This is a genomic window from Streptomyces sp. NPDC051940, assembly GCF_040680895.1.
Classification (GTDB): Bacteria; Actinomycetota; Actinomycetes; order Streptomycetales; family Streptomycetaceae; genus Streptomyces.
In genome coordinates, this window is sequence record NZ_JBFAXR010000143.1 from 1 (window position 1) to 20,264 (window position 20,264).

At 72.4% G+C, this 20,264-nt stretch carries 21 protein-coding genes; 13 read left to right on the forward strand and 8 right to left on the reverse strand.

Going from position 1 to position 20,264, the window contains the following annotated elements; genetic code table 11:
• Window positions 1–142: 142 nt before the first annotated feature.
• Window positions 143–1,279, reverse strand: coding sequence for an Mrp/NBP35 family ATP-binding protein (locus AB0M28_RS34620; RefSeq protein ID WP_365413750.1), 1,137 nt, complete (start codon window positions 1,277–1,279; stop codon window positions 143–145).
• Between the two features lie 101 nt (window positions 1,280–1,380).
• Between AB0M28_RS34620 and AB0M28_RS34625 the strand changes: the two genes are divergently transcribed.
• Window positions 1,381–2,124 (forward strand): hypothetical protein, encoded by a 744-nt coding sequence (locus AB0M28_RS34625; protein WP_365413752.1) that lies wholly within the window; start codon window positions 1,381–1,383, stop codon window positions 2,122–2,124.
• 184 nt (window positions 2,125–2,308) lie between these two features.
• On the opposite strand, the gene AB0M28_RS34630 is transcribed toward AB0M28_RS34625, so the two are convergent.
• The gene (locus AB0M28_RS34630; RefSeq protein WP_365413754.1) at window positions 2,309–2,788 is read right to left on the reverse strand and encodes a hypothetical protein; all 480 of its coding nucleotides are present in this window, start codon (window positions 2,786–2,788) and stop codon (window positions 2,309–2,311) included.
• A 169-nt stretch (window positions 2,789–2,957) separates the two neighbouring features.
• Between AB0M28_RS34630 and AB0M28_RS34635 the strand changes: the two genes are divergently transcribed.
• Entirely contained in the window at window positions 2,958–4,580 is a 1,623-nt protein-coding gene (locus AB0M28_RS34635) for a sulfatase-like hydrolase/transferase (protein ID WP_365413756.1), read from the forward strand.
• A 52-nt stretch (window positions 4,581–4,632) separates the two neighbouring features.
• On the forward strand, window positions 4,633–5,583 hold the full coding sequence (locus AB0M28_RS34640; RefSeq protein WP_365413758.1) for a DMT family transporter: 951 nt from the start codon (window positions 4,633–4,635) through the stop codon (window positions 5,581–5,583).
• A 4-nt stretch (window positions 5,584–5,587) separates the two neighbouring features.
• Here AB0M28_RS34640 and AB0M28_RS34645 read toward each other — a convergent pair whose 3' ends face one another.
• A complete protein-coding gene (locus AB0M28_RS34645) occupies window positions 5,588–6,697 on the reverse strand; it encodes a magnesium and cobalt transport protein CorA (RefSeq protein WP_365413760.1) in 1,110 nt (369 codons plus the stop codon).
• Window positions 6,698–7,232: 535 nt separating this feature from the next.
• Here AB0M28_RS34645 and AB0M28_RS34650 point away from each other — a divergent pair.
• Both AB0M28_RS34650 and AB0M28_RS34655 read left to right on the forward strand, forming a co-directional pair.
• Window positions 7,233–7,847, forward strand: a complete 615-nt coding sequence (locus AB0M28_RS34650) for a suppressor of fused domain protein (protein WP_365413762.1) — start codon at window positions 7,233–7,235, stop codon at window positions 7,845–7,847.
• 58 nt (window positions 7,848–7,905) lie between these two features.
• On the forward strand, window positions 7,906–8,403 hold the full coding sequence (locus tag AB0M28_RS34655) for a DinB family protein (RefSeq protein ID WP_365413764.1): 498 nt from the start codon (window positions 7,906–7,908) through the stop codon (window positions 8,401–8,403).
• Between the two features lie 37 nt (window positions 8,404–8,440).
• On the opposite strand, the gene AB0M28_RS34660 is transcribed toward AB0M28_RS34655, so the two are convergent.
• Entirely contained in the window at window positions 8,441–9,667 is a 1,227-nt protein-coding gene (locus tag AB0M28_RS34660) for an MFS transporter (RefSeq protein ID WP_365413766.1), read from the reverse strand.
• A 229-nt stretch (window positions 9,668–9,896) separates the two neighbouring features.
• On the opposite strand from AB0M28_RS34660, the gene AB0M28_RS34665 reads away from it, so the two are divergent.
• From AB0M28_RS34665 to AB0M28_RS34675, 3 genes are all read left to right on the forward strand, one after another.
• Window positions 9,897–10,535, forward strand: a complete 639-nt coding sequence (locus AB0M28_RS34665) for a DUF6758 family protein (RefSeq protein WP_365413768.1) — start codon at window positions 9,897–9,899, stop codon at window positions 10,533–10,535.
• A gap of 294 nt (window positions 10,536–10,829) precedes the next feature.
• Complete coding sequence (locus AB0M28_RS34670) at window positions 10,830–11,678, forward strand: PHP domain-containing protein (protein WP_365413770.1); 849 nt, start codon at window positions 10,830–10,832, stop codon at window positions 11,676–11,678.
• Between the two features lie 98 nt (window positions 11,679–11,776).
• A complete protein-coding gene (locus AB0M28_RS34675) occupies window positions 11,777–12,379 on the forward strand; it encodes a MarC family protein (RefSeq protein ID WP_365413772.1) in 603 nt (200 codons plus the stop codon).
• On the opposite strand, the gene AB0M28_RS34680 is transcribed toward AB0M28_RS34675, so the two are convergent.
• Entirely contained in the window at window positions 12,367–12,555 is a 189-nt protein-coding gene (locus AB0M28_RS34680; RefSeq protein ID WP_365413774.1) for a hypothetical protein, read from the reverse strand. The genes AB0M28_RS34675 and AB0M28_RS34680 overlap by 13 nt on opposite strands.
• A 204-nt stretch (window positions 12,556–12,759) precedes the next feature.
• Here AB0M28_RS34680 and AB0M28_RS34685 point away from each other — a divergent pair, with 204 nt between their 5' ends.
• The gene (locus AB0M28_RS34685) at window positions 12,760–13,608 is read left to right on the forward strand and encodes an alpha/beta fold hydrolase (protein ID WP_365413776.1); all 849 of its coding nucleotides are present in this window, start codon (window positions 12,760–12,762) and stop codon (window positions 13,606–13,608) included.
• Between the two features lie 28 nt (window positions 13,609–13,636).
• On the opposite strand, the gene AB0M28_RS34690 is transcribed toward AB0M28_RS34685, so the two are convergent.
• Window positions 13,637–14,647, reverse strand: a complete 1,011-nt coding sequence (locus AB0M28_RS34690; protein ID WP_365413778.1) for an ADP-ribosylglycohydrolase family protein — start codon at window positions 14,645–14,647, stop codon at window positions 13,637–13,639.
• 64 nt (window positions 14,648–14,711) lie between these two features.
• On the opposite strand from AB0M28_RS34690, the gene soxR reads away from it, so the two are divergent.
• Window positions 14,712–15,164: a redox-sensitive transcriptional activator SoxR gene (soxR, locus tag AB0M28_RS34695; protein WP_365413780.1), complete on the forward strand. Its 453-nt coding sequence runs from the start codon at window positions 14,712–14,714 to the stop codon at window positions 15,162–15,164.
• A gap of 3 nt (window positions 15,165–15,167) precedes the next feature.
• Here soxR and AB0M28_RS34700 read toward each other — a convergent pair whose 3' ends face one another.
• On the reverse strand, window positions 15,168–15,779 hold the full coding sequence (locus AB0M28_RS34700) for a hypothetical protein (protein WP_365413782.1): 612 nt from the start codon (window positions 15,777–15,779) through the stop codon (window positions 15,168–15,170).
• A 95-nt stretch (window positions 15,780–15,874) separates the two neighbouring features.
• On the opposite strand from AB0M28_RS34700, the gene AB0M28_RS34705 reads away from it, so the two are divergent.
• Complete coding sequence (locus tag AB0M28_RS34705) at window positions 15,875–16,894, forward strand: aldo/keto reductase family protein (RefSeq protein WP_365413784.1); 1,020 nt, start codon at window positions 15,875–15,877, stop codon at window positions 16,892–16,894.
• 119 nt (window positions 16,895–17,013) lie between these two features.
• On the opposite strand, the gene AB0M28_RS34710 is transcribed toward AB0M28_RS34705, so the two are convergent.
• Complete coding sequence (locus tag AB0M28_RS34710; protein WP_365413786.1) at window positions 17,014–18,657, reverse strand: DEAD/DEAH box helicase; 1,644 nt, start codon at window positions 18,655–18,657, stop codon at window positions 17,014–17,016.
• A 449-nt stretch (window positions 18,658–19,106) separates the two neighbouring features.
• Here AB0M28_RS34710 and AB0M28_RS34715 point away from each other — a divergent pair, with 449 nt between their 5' ends.
• Window positions 19,107–19,832: a ferritin-like fold-containing protein gene (locus AB0M28_RS34715; RefSeq protein WP_365413788.1), complete on the forward strand. Its 726-nt coding sequence runs from the start codon at window positions 19,107–19,109 to the stop codon at window positions 19,830–19,832.
• 114 nt (window positions 19,833–19,946) lie between these two features.
• Window positions 19,947–20,228 (forward strand): hypothetical protein, encoded by a 282-nt coding sequence (locus AB0M28_RS34720; RefSeq protein WP_365413790.1) that lies wholly within the window; start codon window positions 19,947–19,949, stop codon window positions 20,226–20,228.
• The last annotated feature ends 36 nt before the right edge of the window (window positions 20,229–20,264 follow it).

The following is a 20,264-nucleotide window of genomic DNA, read 5'->3' on the forward strand; positions in this document are numbered from 1 at the left end:
GGTGGCGGGGAGTGCATGGGTGTTCGACATCGTTTCTCGGCTTTCGCGCGTCGGGTCGAAGGACGTCGTACGCGCGGGCGGCCGCGCCGCTGGTGCCGCGGCCTGCGGGGCCCGTTCCCGGGCCCGTCGGGCCGCGTACGGGTCAGAACTTGTTGCGCGGGGTGAGACCCAGGGACATGCCCGACAGGCCCCGCTGACGGCCGCCGAGCTTGCCGGCGACGGCGCGGAGCGCGGCGCCCGCGGGGGACTCGGGGTCCGTCAGGACCACCGGCTTGCCCTCGTCGCCGCCCTCGCGGAGGCGGACGTCGATCGGGATCGAGCCCAGCACGGGGACGTTGGTCCCGGTGGTCTTCGTGAGGCCCTCGGCGACCCGCTGGCCGCCGCCCGTGCCGAAGACGTCGACCATCTCGCCGCAGTGCGGGCACGGCAGTCCGGACATGTTCTCGACGACGCCCACGATCTTCTGGTGCGTCTGGACCGCGATGGAGCCCGCCCGCTCGGCGACCTCGGCCGCCGCCTGCTGCGGGGTCGTGACGACGAGGATCTCCGCGCCCGGGATCAGCTGCGCCACGGAGATCGCGATGTCGCCCGTGCCGGGCGGCAGGTCGAGCAGCAGGACGTCCAGGTCACCCCAGTAGACGTCGGCCAGGAACTGCTGCAGCGCGCGGTGCAGCATGGGGCCGCGCCACACCACGGGCGCGTTGCCCGGGGTGAACATGCCGATGGAGATGACCTTCACGCCGTTCGCGGACGGCGGCATGATCATGTTCTCGACCTGGGTCGGCCGGCCGTCGGCGCCCAGCATCCGCGGCACGCTGTGGCCGTAGATGTCCGCGTCCACCACGCCGACCTTGAGGCCGTCCGCGGCCATCGCGGCCGCCAGGTTGACCGTCACGGAGGACTTGCCCACGCCGCCCTTGCCGGAGGCCACGGCGTACACCCGGGTCAGGTTGCCGGGCTGGGCGAACGGGACCTCGCGCTCGGCCTTGCCGCCGCGCAGCGACGACGCCAGCTCCTTGCGCTGTTCGTCGCTCATCACGTCGAGTTCGACCGTGACGCTCGTCACGCCGGCCACCCGCTGGACCGCCTCGGTGACCCGGGAGGTCAGCGTGTCGCGCATCGGACAGCCCGCGATGGTGAGATACACGCCGACGGCGACCGCGCCGTCCGTCCCGACCTGCACCGACTTGACCATGCCGAGTTCGGTGAGCGGTCGGTTGATCTCCGGGTCGTTCACCGTCGCGAGCGCGGCGCGGACCGCGTCTTCCGTAGGAGCCATGTACCCAAGAGTACGGCCGTGCGTCATGGCCCCGGAACGAGAGGTAGGACACGCCCGGTACTCTCTCGGCAGCCCGCTGGTCGTCAGGGAGGTAGCGGAAGATGAGGCAGGCCGTGTCCGTGGCGGTGACGTGCGCGTTGGTCGCGTCCGCGGTGTCGGGTTGCTCCCTCCTGCCGTTCGGCGGCAGCCCCGACAAGGGCACGAACGGCGTCTCCGGACTGCCGGCCGCCACGATCGAGGCCAAGTCGCTCGCGGCCGCCTCCGCGGCGTCGTCGGTACGGCTCTCCGGCACCGTCGTCAGCGGCGGCAAGCTCTTCAAGCTCGACATACGGCTCACGAACGAGGGCGGCACGGGCGAGGTGTCGACCAAGGGCAGCACCTTCTCCGTGCTGCGGGTGGGCAAGGCGCTCTACCTCAAGGCCGACGACGACTTCTGGCTGGAGAAGGGCTCCGGCGACGAGGAGCCCACGAAGGCCGACACGGAGGCCGCGCAGCACCTCGACGGGATGTTCGTGAAGGTCCCCGAGTCGGACGCCTCGTACAAGCAGCTCTCCGGCTTCACGGACCGCAAGGTCCTGCTGGACGGGCTGCTCAAGCTGCAGGGCGACGTGGAGACGGGGGACTACGCCAAGGTCGGCGGCGTCCCGACGATCGGGCTCACCGTCGACGGCGGCGACGGCGGGAAGCTCGAGGTGGCGCTGGAGGGCGAGCCGTACCCCCTCCGGCTGGAGCGCGCGGGGGGCGCGGGGGTGGTGGAACTCTCGGCGTGGGACGCGGAGTTCGAGGTGAAGGCGCCGCGGAAGGAAGAGGTCGTGGACTACGGCGAGAAGGTCGGCACGGGCTGAGGGGGCTCGGGCGCCCCCTCAGGGGGTGACCTGTCCGCGGTGTCGGTCGCGCTGCCGGCCGGCCGGGTCCCCGGGGGAGCCCCGGGAAGGGCTGCACATGCCCCGTCCGCGTGGCCGCCCTGCTCCCAGGGGCTTCGGGGGCGGAGACCCCGGAGATCTCCTTGCTCGCACCCCGCCGGAGGCGTTAGCGGCGGAAGAGCAGCTTCGGGAGTCCCGCGGGGATGGCGTGGCGGGTGTTGTTCGGGGTTGGTACCGGTGGGGTTGCGAGGGACGTGTTCGGGAGGGTGTCGTCGGGGGTGCCCGTGGCGTCCAGGCGTAGGACGCGGCACTCCCGGGCCCAGCGTTCCGGCATTCTTTCGCCGTCGGGGGCGTTCAGGCGCTTGGCCTTGAGTTCGTCCACGGCGGCCGCCCAGGCGTCCGTGCCGGGGGCCAGTTCGGTGACCCTCGCCTGCCAGGCGACGATGCGGGCGCCCTTGTCCTTGCTGCGGGCCACGATGTGGACGACGCCGCCGTCGGAGAGGCCGGTCAGGGGCTGCTCCTGGCCGTCGCCCACGACGTGGACGGCGCCGTCGTGCCACACGTGCCACAGGGCGCGGTCGCCGATCCAGAGCAGGCTGGACTTCTTCGAGGCTTCCTCGATCAGGGCGGGGCCGAGCGTCGTCATGCGCCCGAGGGTATCGGCCGCCCTCCACTCCCGTCCCGCCGCGGGGAGGTCCGCCGGGAGCGGGCGGTCACCCGAAAGGCCGCCGGGGCACGTGTCCTGACGGCCACGGACCGTGCGCGTCCCTAGATTCGGGGCATCTCCGCAGCCCGCGCTGAGCTAAGGACCGGTCATGACGCGTCGCCCCAACATCCTCCTGATCGTCACCGACGAAGAGCGCGCCCGCCTTCCGCGCCCGCAGGGCTACTCGCTTCCCGCGCGGGAGCGCATCGCCGAGCGGGGCACGGTCTTCGAGCGGTACTACACGGCCTCGGCGCAGTGCAGCTCCGCGCGTTCCGTGATCTACACCGGGCAGCACGTGCCCGTCACCGAGACCTACGACAACGACAACATGCCGTACATCCGCCCGCTCGACCCCGGGCTGGGCACGATCGGCACCATGCTCCGCTCGGCCGGCTACTACACCACCTACCAGGGCAAGTGGCATCTCTCCAACGCCTACCGCACCCCCGAGAACCCGGAACCCACCACCGACGCCCTGGAGCCCTACGGGTTCAGCGAGTTCAACGACTGGGGCGACATCGACGGCGGCGCCTGGGCCGGGCTCAGGATCGACCCGGTGATCGCCGGCCAGGCGGTGAAGTGGCTGCGCGACCGCGCCCCGGTCGTCTCCGAGGACAAGCCCTGGTTCATGGCCGTCAACTTCGTGAACCCCCACGACATCATGAGCTTCGACTACGGCGGCCGCCCCCAGGTCCAGCTCCCCCCGGGCCTCGCGCACGCCGTCGTGGCCAAGGCCGCCGCCGACATCCCGGTGTACCGGCGGCGCTGGGACTTCGACCTGCCGGACAGCCTCCGTGACGACCTCTCGGGTGCCGCCCCAGCCGTGACCGAGTTCGCGCGGATGACCGACACCGCGTTCGGCCCCGTCGCCGACGACCGGCACTGGTACGACGGCCTGAACTTCTACCTCAACGCGATCCGAGACGTGGACCGCCACGTCGAGGTCGTCCTCGACGCCCTGGAGGCCTCCGGGCAGGCCGACCGCACCGTGGTCGTCTTCACCTCCGACCACGGGGAGATGGCCGGCTCGCACGGACTGCGCCAGAAGGGGAACCTCGTCTACGACGAGAACGTCCACGTCCCCTTCATGATCGCCCACCCCGACCTGCCCGGCGGCGCGCGTACCGACGCGCTCGCCTCCGCGGTCGACATCGCGCCCACCCTCCTCGACATCGCCGGCCTCGACCCCGCCGCCGCAGCCACCCGGCACCCCTCGCTCAAGGGCCGGTCGCTCGTCCCCGCCCTGGACGGGCAGTCCGTGCGCGACGGAGTCCTGATCGCCATCGAGTCGATCCTGACGCTGGACTCGTCCTTCTGGTTCGAGTTCGCCGACCCCGCGGCGCCCCAGCGCATCGCCTCCGGTGACCTGCGCCCGGACTGGAACAAGCGCGGCTTCCTGCGCGGCTACCTGGACGGCCGCTACACCTTCGGCCGCTACTTCTCCCCGCTGAGCCCGAACCGCCCGGCCAGTACACAGGCACTGCTGGCCGAGAACGACGTCGTGCTCTACGACCGCGAGCAGGACCCCGCCGAGACGCGCAACCTGGCCGCCGACCCCGCGAACCGCGAACTCGTCGAGCGCTACCGGGTCCTGCTGGAGGACCTCATCGACACCGAGATCGGCGCCGACACCCGCGCCTGGGTCACCGAACGCCCCCGCCTGCTGGGCTGGCCGACCTGGCACGGAGACGTCGACCGGCCCGCCGCCCTCGCCGGTTCGCAACAGGGCTGAACGCCGAGGCGGCGGGACGGAGGGGCCCTTGCACCGTCACTACACTGGGCGCATGCCCTCCCGTACCGCCGCCGACAGTTCCGCGATAGCGCCGCACCACCCCGTGGGGAGGGCTCCGGGGGTGCCGTTCGATCTGGTGCTGCTGGCTGTGGCCGTGGGCGGGGTCTCCTTCTCCGCGCCGCTCATCGCGTCCATGGCCGCGCCCGCGCTCGCCATCGCCTTCTGGCGCAACGCCATGGCCGTGGGCGTGCTCGCGCCCGTCGTGGGGCTGCGACGGGGGCTGCGGGACGAGGTCCGGGGGATGGGGCGGCGGACGTTCTGGCTGTGTGTCGCCTCCGGGGCGATCCTCGCGCTGCACTTCGGGCTGTGGCTGCCCAGCCTCAAGCTGACCTCCGTGGCCTCGTCCACGGCCCTGGGGACGACCACGCCCGTGTGGACGCTGGTCCTGCTGCGGCTGCGCGGGCAGCGCGCTCCGGGGCTGGTGTGGGCCGGGGCGGTCGTGGCCATGGCCGGGGTGGTGCTGCTGACCGGTGTCGACCTGTCGCTGTCGCCCGAGGCGCTCGCCGGTGACGCGCTCGCGCTGGGCGGCGGGATCGCCGCCGCCGGGTACGTACTGATCGGGGCCGAGGTGCGGCGGACGGTGTCCACCACGTCGTACACGCTGATCTGCTACGGCGTCTGCGCCGTCGCGCTGCTCGGCGTCTGTCTGGCGGCCGGCGTGGATCTGGGCGGCGGCTACTCCGCGGAGACCTGGCTGAAGCTGGTGGCGCTGACGGGCTGCGCGCAGCTGCTGGGCCACACCCTGTTCAACCGCGTGGTGCACGGCCTGGGCGCGACGGTGACCTCCACGGCGATCCTGCTGGAGGCCCCGGGCGCGGCCCTCATCGCGGCCGTGTGGCTGGGCCAGAACCCGCCCGCGGGCGTCTACGTGGCGCTGACCGTCATCCTGGCGGGCCTGACGATGGTCATCCTCGCCAACCGCCGTACGCCGGCCGCCGCCTGACGGCTCACAGCCAGCCGTTGCGGCGGAAGCCCCGGTGCATGACCGCGCAGATCGCGAAGATCGCCCCGATCACCATCGGGTAGCCGTACCTCCAGCGCAGCTCGGGCATGTAGTCGAAGTTCATCCCGTAGACCCCGGCGATCATCGTGGGCACCGCGAAGATCGCCGCCCAGGAGGTGATCTTCCGCATGTCCTCGTTCTGCGCGACGGTGGCCTGCGCGAGGTTCGCCTGCAGGATCGAGTTCAGCAGGTCGTCGAAGGACACGACCTGCTCGTGGACCCGGGCGACGTGGTCCGCCACATCGCGGAAGTACTTCTGGATCTCGGAGTCGACGAACCGCATCGGCCGCTCGGAGAGCAGCTGCATCGGCCGCAGCAGCGGCGCCACGGCCCGCTTGAACTCCAGCACCTCGCGCTTGAGCTGGTAGACGCGCCCCGCGTCGCCGCCGCGCCGCCCCCGGCTGCCGCCCGGGGAGAAGACGTCGATCTCGACCTCGTCGATATCGTCCTGCACGGCGTCCGCCACCGCGATGTACGAGTCGACGATCTGGTCCGCGATCGCGTGCAGGACCGCCGACGGGCCCTTCACCAGCAGCTCCGGGTCGCCCTCCAGCCGGTGGCGGAGCGAGCGCAGCGAGCCCTGGCCGCCGTGCCGGACCGTGATGATGAAGTCCCGGCCGGTGAAGCACATGACCTCGCCGGTCTCCACGATCTCGCTGGTGGCGGTGAGTTCGGCGTGCTCGACGTAGTGCAGGGTCTTGAAGACGGTGAAGAGGGAGCCGTCGTACGGCTCCAGCTTCGGGCGCTGGTGCGCCTGGATCGCGTCCTCCACGGCCAGCGGGTGCAGGCCGAACTCCTTGGCGATACCGGCGAACTCGGCCTCGGTCGGCTCGTGCAGCCCGATCCAGGCGAAGCCCCCCTCGGCGCGCACCTTGCGCATGGCCTCGGCGGAGTCGAGCCGGTCGGTCACCCGGCGGCCGTTCTTGTACACGGCGCAGTCGACGACCGCGCTGGCGGTGCGCGGGTCGCGGGTGGTGTCGTACGGGAGCGAGGACTGGCTGCGCTGGCGGGCCGCGGGGCGGACGGCGGCACGCAGGTCACGGATCATCGACATGGCAGGCTCCTTCAGAGGTCCTGCCGTCCCTGGCGGCGGGGCAGCAATGCCCGAAACGGGGACGAGCCGGTCCGGGGGTGCCTGCCGGTGGACAGGGCTGGACGGGCGCATCCGCAAAACGGGCACGGCTGACATCGCTGCGGTGCGACGGCAAACGGGAATGACTCGGTGAAACGAGTGCTCAACCGTCGTGTTCACACGGCCTGGGAGCGCCTGTGAACCGGTCAGCCGCAGCTGCAGCGCGCGGCCGGGGGGACGAACTCCGGATCAGAGGGAGACGTGCTGGACGGAAGAGCTGCTGGTACTGCAAGGTCGGCTAGGATCCACCGCAGTCCCACCTCCTCCGGCCGGTCCCCGATGGGGGACGAGAAATGTGCGGGTCGGCCGGGCCTTTCCGGCTGTACGTCGTACCCGTACACCCGAAGGCCTGAATGCCCGGCTGCAAGGTTACCAGCCGACGATAGCCCCGCGGGGGCGCCGGCGGCGGGAATGGGCTGATCGGAGGGCCGGCGCCCGGCGGCCTATGCTGGCGTGTATGGCTTCGGGTGATGTATTGGCGCTGGTTGAGGCGCGTTTGACCGCGACTTTCGGGGAGCCGGACGCGCGGGCGGCGGTGACGTTCGTCGGCGCCGAGCGCATCGAGGTTTTGCGCTTCCTTGAACCAGGCGAGGGTTTGCACGACGGCCTCGTCCGTTATGTCACCCTCGGTATGTCCGTCCAGCCGATGACCGATCCGACGGCCCTCGTCGCCGATCCGGTGCGCGGCCCGCGCGCGGAGCTGGTGCTGACGGTCCGCGCGGGCCGGGCCGCGACGGACGAGGTGCTGCGCCCGCTCGTGGTGCTGGCGTCGGCCCCCCAGGTGGAGGGCGTGGTGGTGGCGCCCGGCGCCTCCCTGGACGTGGGCGAGCCCCTGTGGCCGGGCGCGGGCTTCACCTCGGTGCTGGTCGGCGAACCGGGCGGCCTGGTGGCGGACCTGGAGCTGGACGAGCCGATGGATCCGGTGCGCTTCCTGCCGCTGCTGCCGATGACGCCGAACGAGGCGGCGTGGAAGCGGGTGCACGGGGCGACGGCGCTCGAGGAGCGGTGGCTCAAGCACGGGGTGGATCTGCGCGATCCGCTGCGGGCCGCGGTGGCGCTGGACGGGGACTGACGGTTTCACCGGAGGGCGGCGGAGGGGTTCGCACGCCGGTGGCCTATCGTCTGCGCTCATGACATCCCGGCCGACGATCGAGCCCGATTCCTTCCACCAGCCGCTCCGCGACCAGTTCGAGGTGTTCCTCGACGAGCACCGCGCCGCGCTCCACGACAGCCTGGACGGGCTGACCGAGGAGCAGGCGCGGCGGTCGCTGGTGCCGTCCAAGACCACCCTGCTGGGGTTGGTCAAGCACGCCACGTTCGTCGAGAAGGTCTGGTTCGACGAGGCGGTCACCTGCCGGCCCCGCGCCGAGATCGGCATCCCGGCGACGCCCGACGAGTCGTTCGACCTCGACGACGGCGACACCGTCGCCTCCGTCCAGAAGGCGTACCTGGAGGCGTGCGCCGCGTCGCGGCTGGCCGTCGCGGAGCTGTCGCCGGACGACGTCGTACGCGGAAACCGCCGGGGGCCGCTGCCGCTGCGCTGGGTCTACCTGCACACGCTGCGCGAGCTGGCCCAGCACTGCGGCCACGCGGACATCCTGCGCGAGCAGCTCCTCAGCGAGGGCTGAGGAGCTGCGGGGCTGCGGCGGTCAGGCGGTCAGGCGGTCAGGCGGTCGCCGGGAGGGGGTCCTGCGCCGGTACGGCGTGGTGGTGGGCCGCCTCCGTGGTGAGGGACTTGCGCCGGACCCCGACGATCACGGCGCCCACGAGGGCCGCGACCGCCGCGACGACGAACGGCGCCTCGAGGCTGTCGGTCCACTCCTCGATCTTCGGGGCCAGCCAGGGCGCGGCCGCCGCCGCGAACCAGCGGACGAAGTTGTAGCCCGCGCTCGCCACGGGGCGCGGGGCGTCCGAGACGCCGAGCGCGAGTTCGGTGAAGACGGTGTTGTTCAGGCCGATGAAGGCGCCGGAGACGATCGTCCCGACGACGGCCGCGGTGTGGCTGCCGTAACCCAGCACGACCAGGTCCGCCGCCAGCAGCACCAGTGAGCCGCCCAGCACGGTCAGCGAGCCGAAGCGCTTCTGCAGGCGCGGTGCGACCAGCACCGAGAAGACGGCCAGCAGCACACCCCAGGCGAAGAAGACCCCGCCGGAGCGGTACGGCGACATGTCCAGCACGAACGGGGTGAACGCCAGCACCGTGAAGAACGCGTAGTTGTAGAAGAACGCGGAGGCGGCGGCCGAGGCGAGGCCGCCGTGGCCCAGCGCCTTGACCGGGTCGAGCAGCGAGGTCCTGGCGGCGGGCTTCGGCTGCTCCTTCAGGAACACCGTGATGGCGATGAAGCCGATGGCCATCAGCGCCGCCGTACCGAAGAACGGGTAGCGCCAGTTGAGGTCGCCGAGCACGGCGCCGAGCAGCGGGCCGCAGGCCATGCCGAGGCCCAGCGCCGACTCGTACAGCAGGATCGCCGCCGCGCTGCCGCCGGCCGCCGCGCCGACGATGACGGCGAGGGACGTCGAGACGAACAGCGCGTTGCCCAGGCCCCAGCCGGCGCGGAAGCCGACCAGTTCGCCGACGGTGTCGGAGGTGCCGGAGAGGGCGGCGAAGACCACGACGAGCGCGAGACCGGCGAGCAGCGTCTTGCGGCCGCCTATGCGCGAGGAGACGAAGCCGGTCACCAGCATGGCGAAGGCGGTGATCAGGAAGTACGACGTGAAGAGCAGCGAGACCTGGCTGGGCGTCGCGTCGAGGCCCTTGGCGATCGAGGGCAGGATCGGGTCCACGAGGCCGATGCCCATGAAGGCCACGACCGCGGCGCCGGCCGTCGCCCAGACGGCCTTGGGCTGCTTGAGCAGGCTCGGAGTGCCTGCGTCCTCGTCGAACGGATCCATGACGCTGCGCCCTTTCGTGTCCCCCGGCGGGGGCCGCTCTGGGGGAGATGTTTAGTGTCGCTAATAAATGTAGCATACATCTATACTGTGAGGGAGTGCCCGCCGCGACCGCGGTCCGTGCCTCCCCGGGGCCGTGCGGTGACCTTGCCGGGCAAGGCGCGCCGCCCCGGCCGTCCGGACGGGTGATCGTCCTTGACGCGACGTCAGCCAGGGAGGACCGTATGGCCCTATGAGGGGCGAACCGAGTTGCCCGAAGTGCGGTGGACGGGTGCGGGCGCCCGGTCTCTTCGCCGACTCCTGGCAGTGTGGGCTGCACGGACCCGTGCAGCCGCTGCAGCCGGTCATTCCGCCGAGCGTCGAGGCGCTCGGTGTCGTGGTGCACCGGGCCCAGGTGCCGGTGTGGATGCCGTGGCCGCTGCCGCTGGGCTGGCTGTTCACGGGTGTCGCCAACGCGGGCGACGACCGCAGCGGTGGCCGTGCGACAGCCGTCGCGTGCTCCGGGCCGGGGCCGCTCGGCGGGCCGGGTGAGCTGCTGCTGGTCGCGGAGGAGCTGGGGGTGGGACTCGGCGCGCGCTACGCGGGGATCGACGGTCCGGACCCGGGGCCTGCGATCTGCGCCGACAAGCCGCCGCACGCCAAGGTCATCGCCGCCGGGCGGCCCACGCCGTTGTGGCATGTGTCGGGGGCGCCCGACGACCGCGCGGTCTTCGCGGGTGAGGCGCTCGGGCTGTGGCTGTGGGCGATCGTGTGGCCCGAGCAGTCGGGGCTCCTCATGTACGACGAGCTCGTCCTGACGGACCTGCGGGATGCGGGGGCGGAGATCGACCTCCTGCCCTGCGGGGCGTTGTCGCCGCGGCTTCTTTCCTGATGCGGTCCGCTGCGCGCGGTGCGGTTTGCGCGGGCGCCTGCGGCGCGGTCGGCGCTGCGCGCCTCGTCCTCAAGCGCCGGACGGGCTGGAGGTGCGGTTGCGCCGGCTGACGCGCTTCGGGCTTCGCCCGAAGTCCTCAAACGCCGGACGGGCTGAAAAGGGAGCCCGTCACCCTGGAAGGGGTCCGTCACGCTGGAACGGGGCACAGCGCCAGCGGCCCTGCCACACCCCGCCAGTGGGCCTGGGGCCCTACCAGCCCTCAGCCCCCGGCGGAACCCCGTAAAATCCACCGTTGTGCGCATAGACCTCCACGCTCATTCCACTGCCTCTGACGGAACGGACACCCCCGGCGAGCTCGTCGTGAACGCCCGTGCGGCGGGGCTTGACGTTGTCGCGATCACCGATCACGACACCACCGCCGGGCACGGTCCCGCCGAAGAGGCGCTTCCCGCGGGGCTCACGTTGGTGACCGGGGCCGAGTTGTCCTGTCGGATGGACGGCGTCAGTCTGCACATGCTCGCGTACCTCTTCGACCCCCACGAGCAGGAGTTCGCGCGCGAGCGCGACCTCGTACGCAACGACCGCGTGCGCCGCGCGCAGGCGATGACCGACAAGCTCGTCGCCCTGGGTACGGGCATCACCTGGGAGCGCGTGCTGGAGATCGCCGCCGGTGGTTCCGTCGGCCGGCCGCACGTGGCCAGTGCGCTGCTGGAGGCCGGGGTCATCGGCAGCATCGACGAGGCGTTCACGGGGGAGTGGCTCGGATCGGGCGGGCGGGCGTACGTCAGCAAGCACGAGCTCGACCCCTTCGAGGCCATCCGCCTGGTGAAGGCGGCCGGCGGCGTCACCGTCTTCGCGCACCCGCAGGCCGTGAAGCGCGGGCGCGTCGTGTCGGAGAACGCCATCGCCGAGCTCGCGGCGGCCGGTCTCGACGGCATCGAGGTCGACCACACCGACCACGACGCCCCCACCCGGGACAGGCTGCGCGGCCTCGCCGCGGATCTGGGGCTGCTTGCGACCGGGTCCAGCGACTACCACGGCACACGCAAGAAAGTCCGGCTCGGGGCGAACACCACCGATCCGGACGTGTACGAGGAACTGGTCGGCCGCGCCTCCGGGGCCGCCCCCGTACGCCGGGACTAGCTTTCCCTCCGGTTCCCCGCCGGCGCCCCCGCGCGACCCCGCATCAAACCCCCCGCGCCACCCCGCATCATCCCTGAAGAAAACAGCAAGGCACTCCGTTGGATCTCGCCCTTTTCGGCTCCGTGTTCCTGACCCTCTTCGTCATCATGGACCCGCCCGGTATCACGCCGATCTTCCTCGCCCTCTCCGGCGGCCGTCCGGTGAAGGTGCAGCGCCGTATGGCCTGGCAGGCGGCGTGCGTCGCGTTCGGTGCGATCGCGCTCTTCGCGGTCGCCGGGCAGCAGATCCTCGACTACCTGCATGTGAGCGTGCCCGCGCTGATGGTGGCCGGCGGACTGCTGCTCCTGCTCGTCGCTCTCGATCTGCTGACCGGCAAGGCGGACGAGCCGACGCAGACGAAGGACGTCAACGCCGCGCTCGTACCGCTGGGCATGCCCCTGCTCGCCGGGCCCGGAGCCATCGTCACCGTGATCCTCGCGGTGCAGCGGGCGGACGGGCTGAGTGAGTACACCGCCGTCTGGGCGGCCATCCTCGCGATGCACGTCGTGCTCTGGCTCGCGATGCGCTACTCACTCGTGATCATCAGGGTGATCAAGGACGGAGGCGTGGTGCTGATGACCCGCCTCGCCGGCATGCTGCTGGCCACGATCGCCGTTCAGCAGATCGCGAACGGCGTCACGGACTTCATTCAGGCCGCGTAGCCGTCGGCTCGCGGGTCGCCGCCCGGGAACGCGTTCTCCGCGGCCGGGCGGATCAGCAGGCGCTGTCCGGTCTCGGCAGCGCTGAGCACAATGCGTTCGACGGAGGCGGCGTTCACGACGGTGCTGTCCACGGCGGTGCCGTTGACGTCGTCCAGGCGCACAATCTCGAAGTGCATCCACTTCTCCCTTCGTCTTGTAACAGGGTGGGCGATTTTCAGCCGTTCTGCCCCTTGGGGGCAGCTCACCCTCGTCTGTCACAACACGATGGCATCACCAATCATTCCGTGCGCTAACAAAAAGTTTCGACTGTTTAACTTCCTGCGCCGCCGATGAGTACCCGCGCCCATGCCCCCGTCACCCGGGGCGGCTAGCCTCGCCGCATGAGCAAGCCGCCCTTCCTCGCGCTGCCCGCCGGGGCCGAAGCCCGCACCCTCGACACCGACCGCGGCGCCTTCGCCGCCCACTTCGCCGGGCGGCGCGAGCGGGGGACGGCGCTGCTCGTCCCCGGGTTCACAGGGAGCAAGGAGGACTTCATCGCCCTGCTGGAGCCGCTCGCGGCGCGCGGCTTCGCCGTCGCGGCCGTCGACGGGCGGGGGCAGCACGAGACGCCCGGCCCGGACGACGAGGCCGCTTACGGACTGGGCGAGCTGGCCGCGGACCTGCTCGCCCAGGCGCGTGCGCTGGGGGGAGAGGTGCACGTGGTGGGCCACTCGCTGGGCGGGCTCGTCGCGCGGGAGGCCGTGCTGCGGGACGCCTCGCCGTTCGCGTCGCTGACGCTGATGAGTTCGGGTCCGGCGGCGGTGGCCGAGGAGCAGCAGGCCCGGGTGAAGACGCTGATCGGCGCGCTCGCCGTACTGGACCTGGAATCCGTCTGGCAGGCGATGCGGGCGCTGGACCCGCCGGAGGCCGCGGACGACGGTACGCCCGCGGACGTCGCCGGCTTCCTGCACCGCCGCTGGATGAACACCCGGCCGGCCCAGTTGATCGCCGCCGGCCGGCTGCTGATCGAGGAGCGGGACCGGGTGGCGGAGCTGGCCGGGGTGGAGCTGCCGAAGCACGTGCTGTCCGGGGCGGTGGACTACGCCTGGCCGGTGGAGCGACTGGACCGGATGGCCGCACGGCTGCGGGCGCACCGCACCGTCGTACCGGGCGCGGAGCACTCGCCCAACGTCGATCAGCCGGCGGTCACGGCGACGGCTCTCGCGGACTTCTGGGCGTCCATCGCCTGAGCGGGCGCGAGGGCCGGCCCGGGACGCCTCACCCGTCCCACCGCGCCCCGAACCCCCGCAGCTCCTCCCCGAACTCGACCCGCTCCGCCCAGTCCGCCGGCCACGCGTCCGCGCCCAGATACGCGCCCGCGAACGCCCCCGTGAGGCAGGCCAGGGAGTCCGAGTCGCCCTTGGTGCAGGCGGCGCGGCGCAGGGCCGTCACGGGGTCCTCCGGGAAGAGCAGGAAGCACAGCAGGGCCGTGCCGAGGGCCTCCTCGGCGATCCAGCCCTCGCCCGTGTAGATGCACGGGTCGGACTCCGGGTCGGCGTGGTGCTGGGCGGCGTCGAGCCAGCCGAGGACCTTCAGGCACTCCTCCCAGCCGAACTCGATGTAGTCCTCGCCGCTCGCGTTCGGCGTGCCCAGCCACAGCGTGCCGAGCCACCGGTCGTGGTAGACGCGCCGGTGCTCCTCGGCGTACGCGATGAGCTGCCCCGTCAGCTCGCGCGGCTGCGTGCCCTGTGCGAGGAGGTACACTGCGCGGGCGGTGAGGTCGGCGGCGGCGAGCGCAGTGGGGTGACCGTGGGTGAGGGCCGCCTGGAGCTGGGCGGCGGCGGAGCGCTGGGTGTCCGACAGGCCGGGGAACACGCCGACGGGGGCGACGCGCATGTTGGCGCCGCAGCCCTTGGAGTCCAGCTGGCTCGCGTCGTGCCAGGGGAGGCTCTCGTCGGTGAGGAGGGCGACCGCACGCAGGCAGGTGCGGCCCGGGGCTTTGCCCGTCTGGGGGCGGTGGGCCCACTCGACGTACTCCTCGCGCAGCGGGCTGGTCAGGCGCAGCGGGGCGAGCGTGCCCCGGTCCGCGGCCGTCTGCAGGGCGCGGGCCACCGCGACGGTCATGTCCGTGTCGTCCGTGACCTTGGCGGGGTCGGGGAGCGGCAGCTCCCGCCAGGGCCCGTGCAGGCGCTCGATCTTCGCGGTGTCGTACAGGAACTCCGTTGGTCTGCCCATCGCGTCACCGAGCGCCAGCCCGATGAGTGCTCCGGTGGCGGCACGCTTCGTCATACGCCGCATCCTCGCCGCCAACGGCCCCGCCTGACCAGTGGATTCACCACCGTACGCTGGGCGCATGAACGCGCATCTGTCGCCCAGGGCCCGGGAAGCGACCATCGGCGAGCTGTCCGAGCGGAGCGGGGTGCCGCACTCGGCGCTGCGCTTCTACGAACGGCAGGGGCTGATCAGCAGCCGCCGCACCAGCGGCAACCAGCGCCGCTACAGCCGTGACACGCTGCGCCGGGTGGCGTTCATCCGCGCCTCGCAGCGGGTCGGCATGCCGCTCGCCGAGATCCGCGAGGCGCTCGCGCTGCTGCCCGACGAGCGCACGCCGAACCGGGCGGACTGGGCCCGGCTGTCGGAGGGCTGGCGGGACACGCTCAACGACCGGATCCGCCACCTGGAGCGCCTGCGCGACAACCTCACCGACTGCATCGGCTGCGGCTGCCTGTCGATCGACGTGTGCGGGCTGGCGAACGCCGCCGACCGGATGGGAGAGCGGTACGGCCCGGGGGCGCGGGGGCTGTAGCGGTCACTCCTCGTGCGGCTCGCCCACGACCGCCAGGCCCGCCCGCGCGGCGAGCCAGGAGGCGTGGCGCAGCTCGTAGCCGTCCATGTTCCGGCGGCGAACGGTCACCAGCACGGTGTGGTGGGCGGCCGGTTCGTCCAGTTCGGCGGTCGCGGTGTTGAACAGCACGGTCACCTCGGCGTGCTTGTGGTCCGAGTACAGGCCCTCCTCGGGCACCTCCGGCCAGTGCAGGTTCCACCAGTGCAGCCAGCCGGGGCAGTCGCCGACCTGCTCCCGGAAGGTGTCCTCGACGGTGTCCGGCGGCTGGTCCTCCAGGGAGAACCACAGCGGCACCTGCCCGGCCAGGAAGGCGGGATCGTCCGGGAGTTCGCGGCCGTACACGCCCATCAGCAGGCCGGTGCGGTCCTCGTCGTGCCAGGCCCGCCACCGCACGCTGAACACCCCGTCCGGCAGCGCCGCGCGCATCCGCAGCACGTCCCCGGGAGCCGGCAGCACGGCCTCCACCCACACCTCCGCGAACCGCCGGTCGCCCAGCGCGAGCAGGCTCCGCGCCGCGCGCACCGCCGCGTCGGCGTCGGGGGTGCGGAGCACGGGGAACGCGATGCCGTTGGACATACGACGAGCGTGGCACGGGTGCGGCCGGACGCCGAACCGTCTTCCGCTGCCTGGACGCCGCGGGGTTGTCGGGCCCGTGTCCTAGGGTGCGGACCATGGAACATCGTCAACTCGGCCGCAGTGGCCTGCAGATCAGCGAAGTCACCTACGGAAACTGGCTCACCCACGGCGAGACCGTCGCCGAGGACGGGGCGCTGGCCTGTGTGCGGGCGGCCCTCGACGCGGGGATCACCACCTTCGACACGGCCGACGTCTACGCGCTCGGGGCCGCCGAGGAGTTGCTCGGCAAGGCGCTCGCCGGGATCCGGCGGTCGTCGCTGGAGATAGCCACCAAGGTCTGTCTGCCGACCGGGGACGGGCCGAACGACCGCGGGCTGTCCCGCAAGCACATCATGGAGTCCTGCCACGCCTCCCTGCGCCGGCTGGGCACGGACTACGTCGACCTCTACCAGGCCCACCGCTACGACGAGCGGGTGCCGCTGGAGGAGACGCTGGTCGCCTTCGACGACCTCGTACGGCAGGGCAAGGTGCTCTATCTCGGCGTCTCCGAGTGGACCGCGCCGCAGATCGCCGACGCCCTGCGGATCGCCGGGGAGCTGGGGCTGCGCGGGCGGATCGTGTCGAACCAGCCGCAGTACAACATGCTCTGGCGGGTCATCGAGCCCGAGGTGCTGCCGCTGTGCCGTCAGGAGGGCATCGGGCAGTTCGTCTTCCAGCCGCTCGCCCAGGGCGTGCTCACCGGCAAGTACCGGCCCGGCGAGCAGCCGCCGCCCGGTTCGCGGGCCACGGCGGGCGGCCGGGCGCCGCGCTTCATCGGCCGGGTGCTGGGCGAGGAGCTGCTCACCCGGGTGCAGCGGCTGCGTCCGCTCGCCGACGAGGCGGGGCTGACGATGGCCCAGCTGGCCGTCGCCTGGACCCTGAACCGGGAGGGCGTGTCCTCGGCGATCATCGGCGCCACCCGGCCGGAGCAGGTCGCGGAGAACGCCGCCGCGGCCGGCGTGAAGCTGGACGCGGAGCTGATGGACGCGATCGACGCGGCGCTGGGCGACCTGGTCGACCGTGATCCGGGGAAGACGGGGCGGATGATGGACGTGTCGGCTGCCTGGCGGCGGTAGGGGCGGCGGCTCGAAGACGCCCATGGCGGCGTAACGAAAACGCCCGCGCGAAGGCGTAATGAAAACGCCCCGGGGGCGGACTCCGTGGAGTCCGCCCCCGGGGCGTTCGATGCGGTCCGTCAGCCCTCGGCCGGGGCCGGTGCGCCCTCCGCCTTCGCGGACGAGGCGCGCGTACGACGACGGCGGCGCGGGGCCTTGGCGGCCTCGCCGTCCGCGGTGTCGGCCGCGGTGGCCTCGGCCTTGGCGGCCTTCAGCGCGGTCGCCTTGGCCTCCGGCGCGTCAGCCGTCTTCGGCTCCGACGCCTTCGCCTCGGCCGGCGTGGCCGATCCGGCGCCCGTGCGCGTACGACGACGGCGGCGCGGCTTGCGCGGCGACTCCGCGCCGGCGTCCGCCTGCGCGTCGGCGGTCACCTCGGCGGCCGGGGCGGCGTCGGTCGCCTCCGCGGCCGGTACCGTCTCGCCGTCCGCCGCGACCCCGCCGCGGGTGCGGCGGCGCTGGCGCGGGGTGCGGGTGCGCGGGGGGCGCTCCTCCGTGGCGGCGGCCTTCGGGGCGCCCCGGCGGCCGCGGCCGCCGGTCTCGCCGAGGTCCTCGACCTCCTCCGCGCCGAGACCGGCGCGGGTGCGCTCGGAGCGCGGCAGGATGCCCTTCGTGCCCTCGGGGATGCCGAGCACCTCGTACAGGTGCGGCGACGTGGAGTACGTCTCCTCCGGCTCGTCGAAGGACAGGTCGAGCGCCTTGTTGATGAGCTTCCAGCGCGGGATGTCGTCCCAGTCGACCAGGGTCACGGCCGTGCCCTTGTTGCCCGCGCGGCCGGTGCGGCCGATGCGGTGGAGGTACGTCTTCTCGTCCTCCGGCGACTGGTAGTTGATCACGTGCGTGACGCCCTCGACGTCGATGCCGCGAGCGGCGACGTCGGTGGCGACCAGGACGTCGACCTTGCCGTTGCGGAAGGCGCGCAGCGCCTGCTCGCGGGCGCCCTGCCCCAGGTCGCCGTGCACGGCGCCGGCGGCGAACCCGCGGCGGGTCAGCTGCTCGGCGATGTCCGCGGCGGTCCGCTTCGTACGGCAGAAGATCATCGCCAGCCCGCGGCCGTCGGCCTGCAGGATGCGGGAGACCAGCTCCGGCTTGTCCATCGAGTGGGCGCGGAAGACGTGCTGGGTGATGTTCGCGACGGTCGCGCCCTCGTCGTCCGGCGCGGTGGCGCGGATGTGCGTGGGCTGCGACATGTAGCGGCGGGCGAGACCGATGACGGCGCCCGGCATGGTCGCCGAGAACAGCATGGTCTGGCGCTTCGCCGGAAGCATGTTGATGATCTTCTCGACGTCGGGCAGGAAGCCCAGGTCGAGCATCTCGTCGGCCTCGTCCAGGACGAGCGCCTTGACCTGCGACAGGCGCAGCTTCTTCTGGCCCGCGAGGTCGAGCAGCCGGCCCGGGGTGCCGACGATGACGTCGACGCCCTTCTTCAGCGCCTCGACCTGCGGCTCGTACGAACGGCCGCCGTAGATCGCGACGACCCGGACGTTGCGGACCTTGCCGGCCTGCAGCAGGTCGTTGGTGACCTGGGTGCAGAGCTCACGGGTGGGGACGACCACGAGCGCCTGCGGGGCGTCGGTGAGGTCCTCGGGCTTCGCGCGCCCGGCCTCGACGTCGGCGGGGACGACGACCGTCTCCAGCAGCGGCAGGCCGAAACCGAGCGTCTTGCCGGTGCCGGTCTTGGCCTGGCCGATGACATCGGTACCGGCCAGCGCGACGGGGAGGGTCATCTCCTGGATGGGGAACGGGGACGTGATGCCGACGGCCTCCAGGGCCTCGGCTGTCTCGGGGAGGATCCCGAGGTCTCGGAACGTAGTCAGGGTGCTGCCTCTTCTGTGAGGTACGCGGCGTGCGGCGGCGAAGGGGGTCTACAGCTACCGCGCGGGTCATGGCGCGGGACCTCGTCCATCGCGCGGCCGCTCGAGCCGCGTGGGGTCGGTGGAGCCGATCGGGCCACCGACCGGGCATCCTCATACAAGCATCCCGTTGCATATGCGCCGGGTGCTATACCACTGTACCCCGGAAACACGTACACATGTCAGGCCACGTTTGCGGAATCGCGTCTCTTGTGATCCTTCCGACGTTCCCCGGCCCTGTGTCCCGCCCGTCCCGGCCCGCCCGGAGGGACCCCCATGACCAGGCCCTTCCACCGGGCGCCGGGACGGCTATCGTGCACCCCATGGACACGCCTTCTGACGCACCGGCCCCCACCGGGATCGCCGCCCAGGACTGGGCCCAGGCCTCCGCGGACCCGCAGTACCGGGCCGCGGTCGTGGACCTGCTGGGAGCCCTCGCCTACGGCGAGCTGGCAGCCTTCGAGCGACTGGCCGAGGACGCCAAGCTCGCCCCCTCGCTCGCCGACAAGGCGGAGCTCGCCGCGATGGCCTCCGCCGAGTTCCACCACTTCGAGCAGCTGCGGGACCGGCTGCGCGAGGTCGACGCCGACCCGACGGAGTCGATGCAGCCCTTCGCGGCCGCGCTCGACGAGTTCCACCGCCAGACCGCGCCCTCGGACTGGCTGGAGGGCCTGGTCAAGGCGTACGTCGGCGACTCGATCGCCTCCGACTTCTACCGTGAGGTCGCCGCCCGGCTGGACACCGACACCCGCGGTCTGGTGCTGCGCGTCCTGGACGACACCGGGCACGCGTCGTTCGCCGTGGAGAAGGTGCGCGCCGCGATCGAGGCCGAGCCCCGCGTCGGCGGCCGGCTCGCGCTGTGGGCGCGGCGGCTGATGGGCGAGGCGCTGAGCCAGGCGCAGCGGGTCGTCGCGGAGCGCGACGCCCTGTCGAACATGCTCGTCGGCGGCGTCGCGGAGGGCTTCGACCTGGCGGAGGTCGGCCGGATGTTCTCCCGGATCACCGAGGCGCACACCAAGCGGATGGCAGCGCTCGGACTCGCGGCGTAGCAACCCCCGAACCACCGCGTCCGCGTACCGCGCAACACCGTTTGCCCCTGCGGGACCACGGGTAGACCCCGGTCGTCCTGTTCACAGGCGAACGCGACGGCGAGGTGACGCTCCGTGATTGTGGAAGCTCTGATCAGCGCGATCATCGGCTTCGGTCTGGCGGCGGGAGCGGTACGCCGATGGCCCGGCCGCTTCCCGCAGCGCGGGCTGACGCTGGCCACGGGGCCGGCCGCGGCCGTCGTCGGGGCGGGGCTCACGCACTCCGCGCTGGGCGGCGGGCAGCCGGTCGCCACGGTGGTGGCCGCCGCGGCGGTCGCGGTGGCGATGCTGTCGCTGCTGGTGCGCGGCGGGAAAAGAGCGACCCGGCCGGTGACGGCCGACTTCGTGGGGCTGTAGATCGTCAGATACAGGTGGAGGGCCCGGCGCGCATCG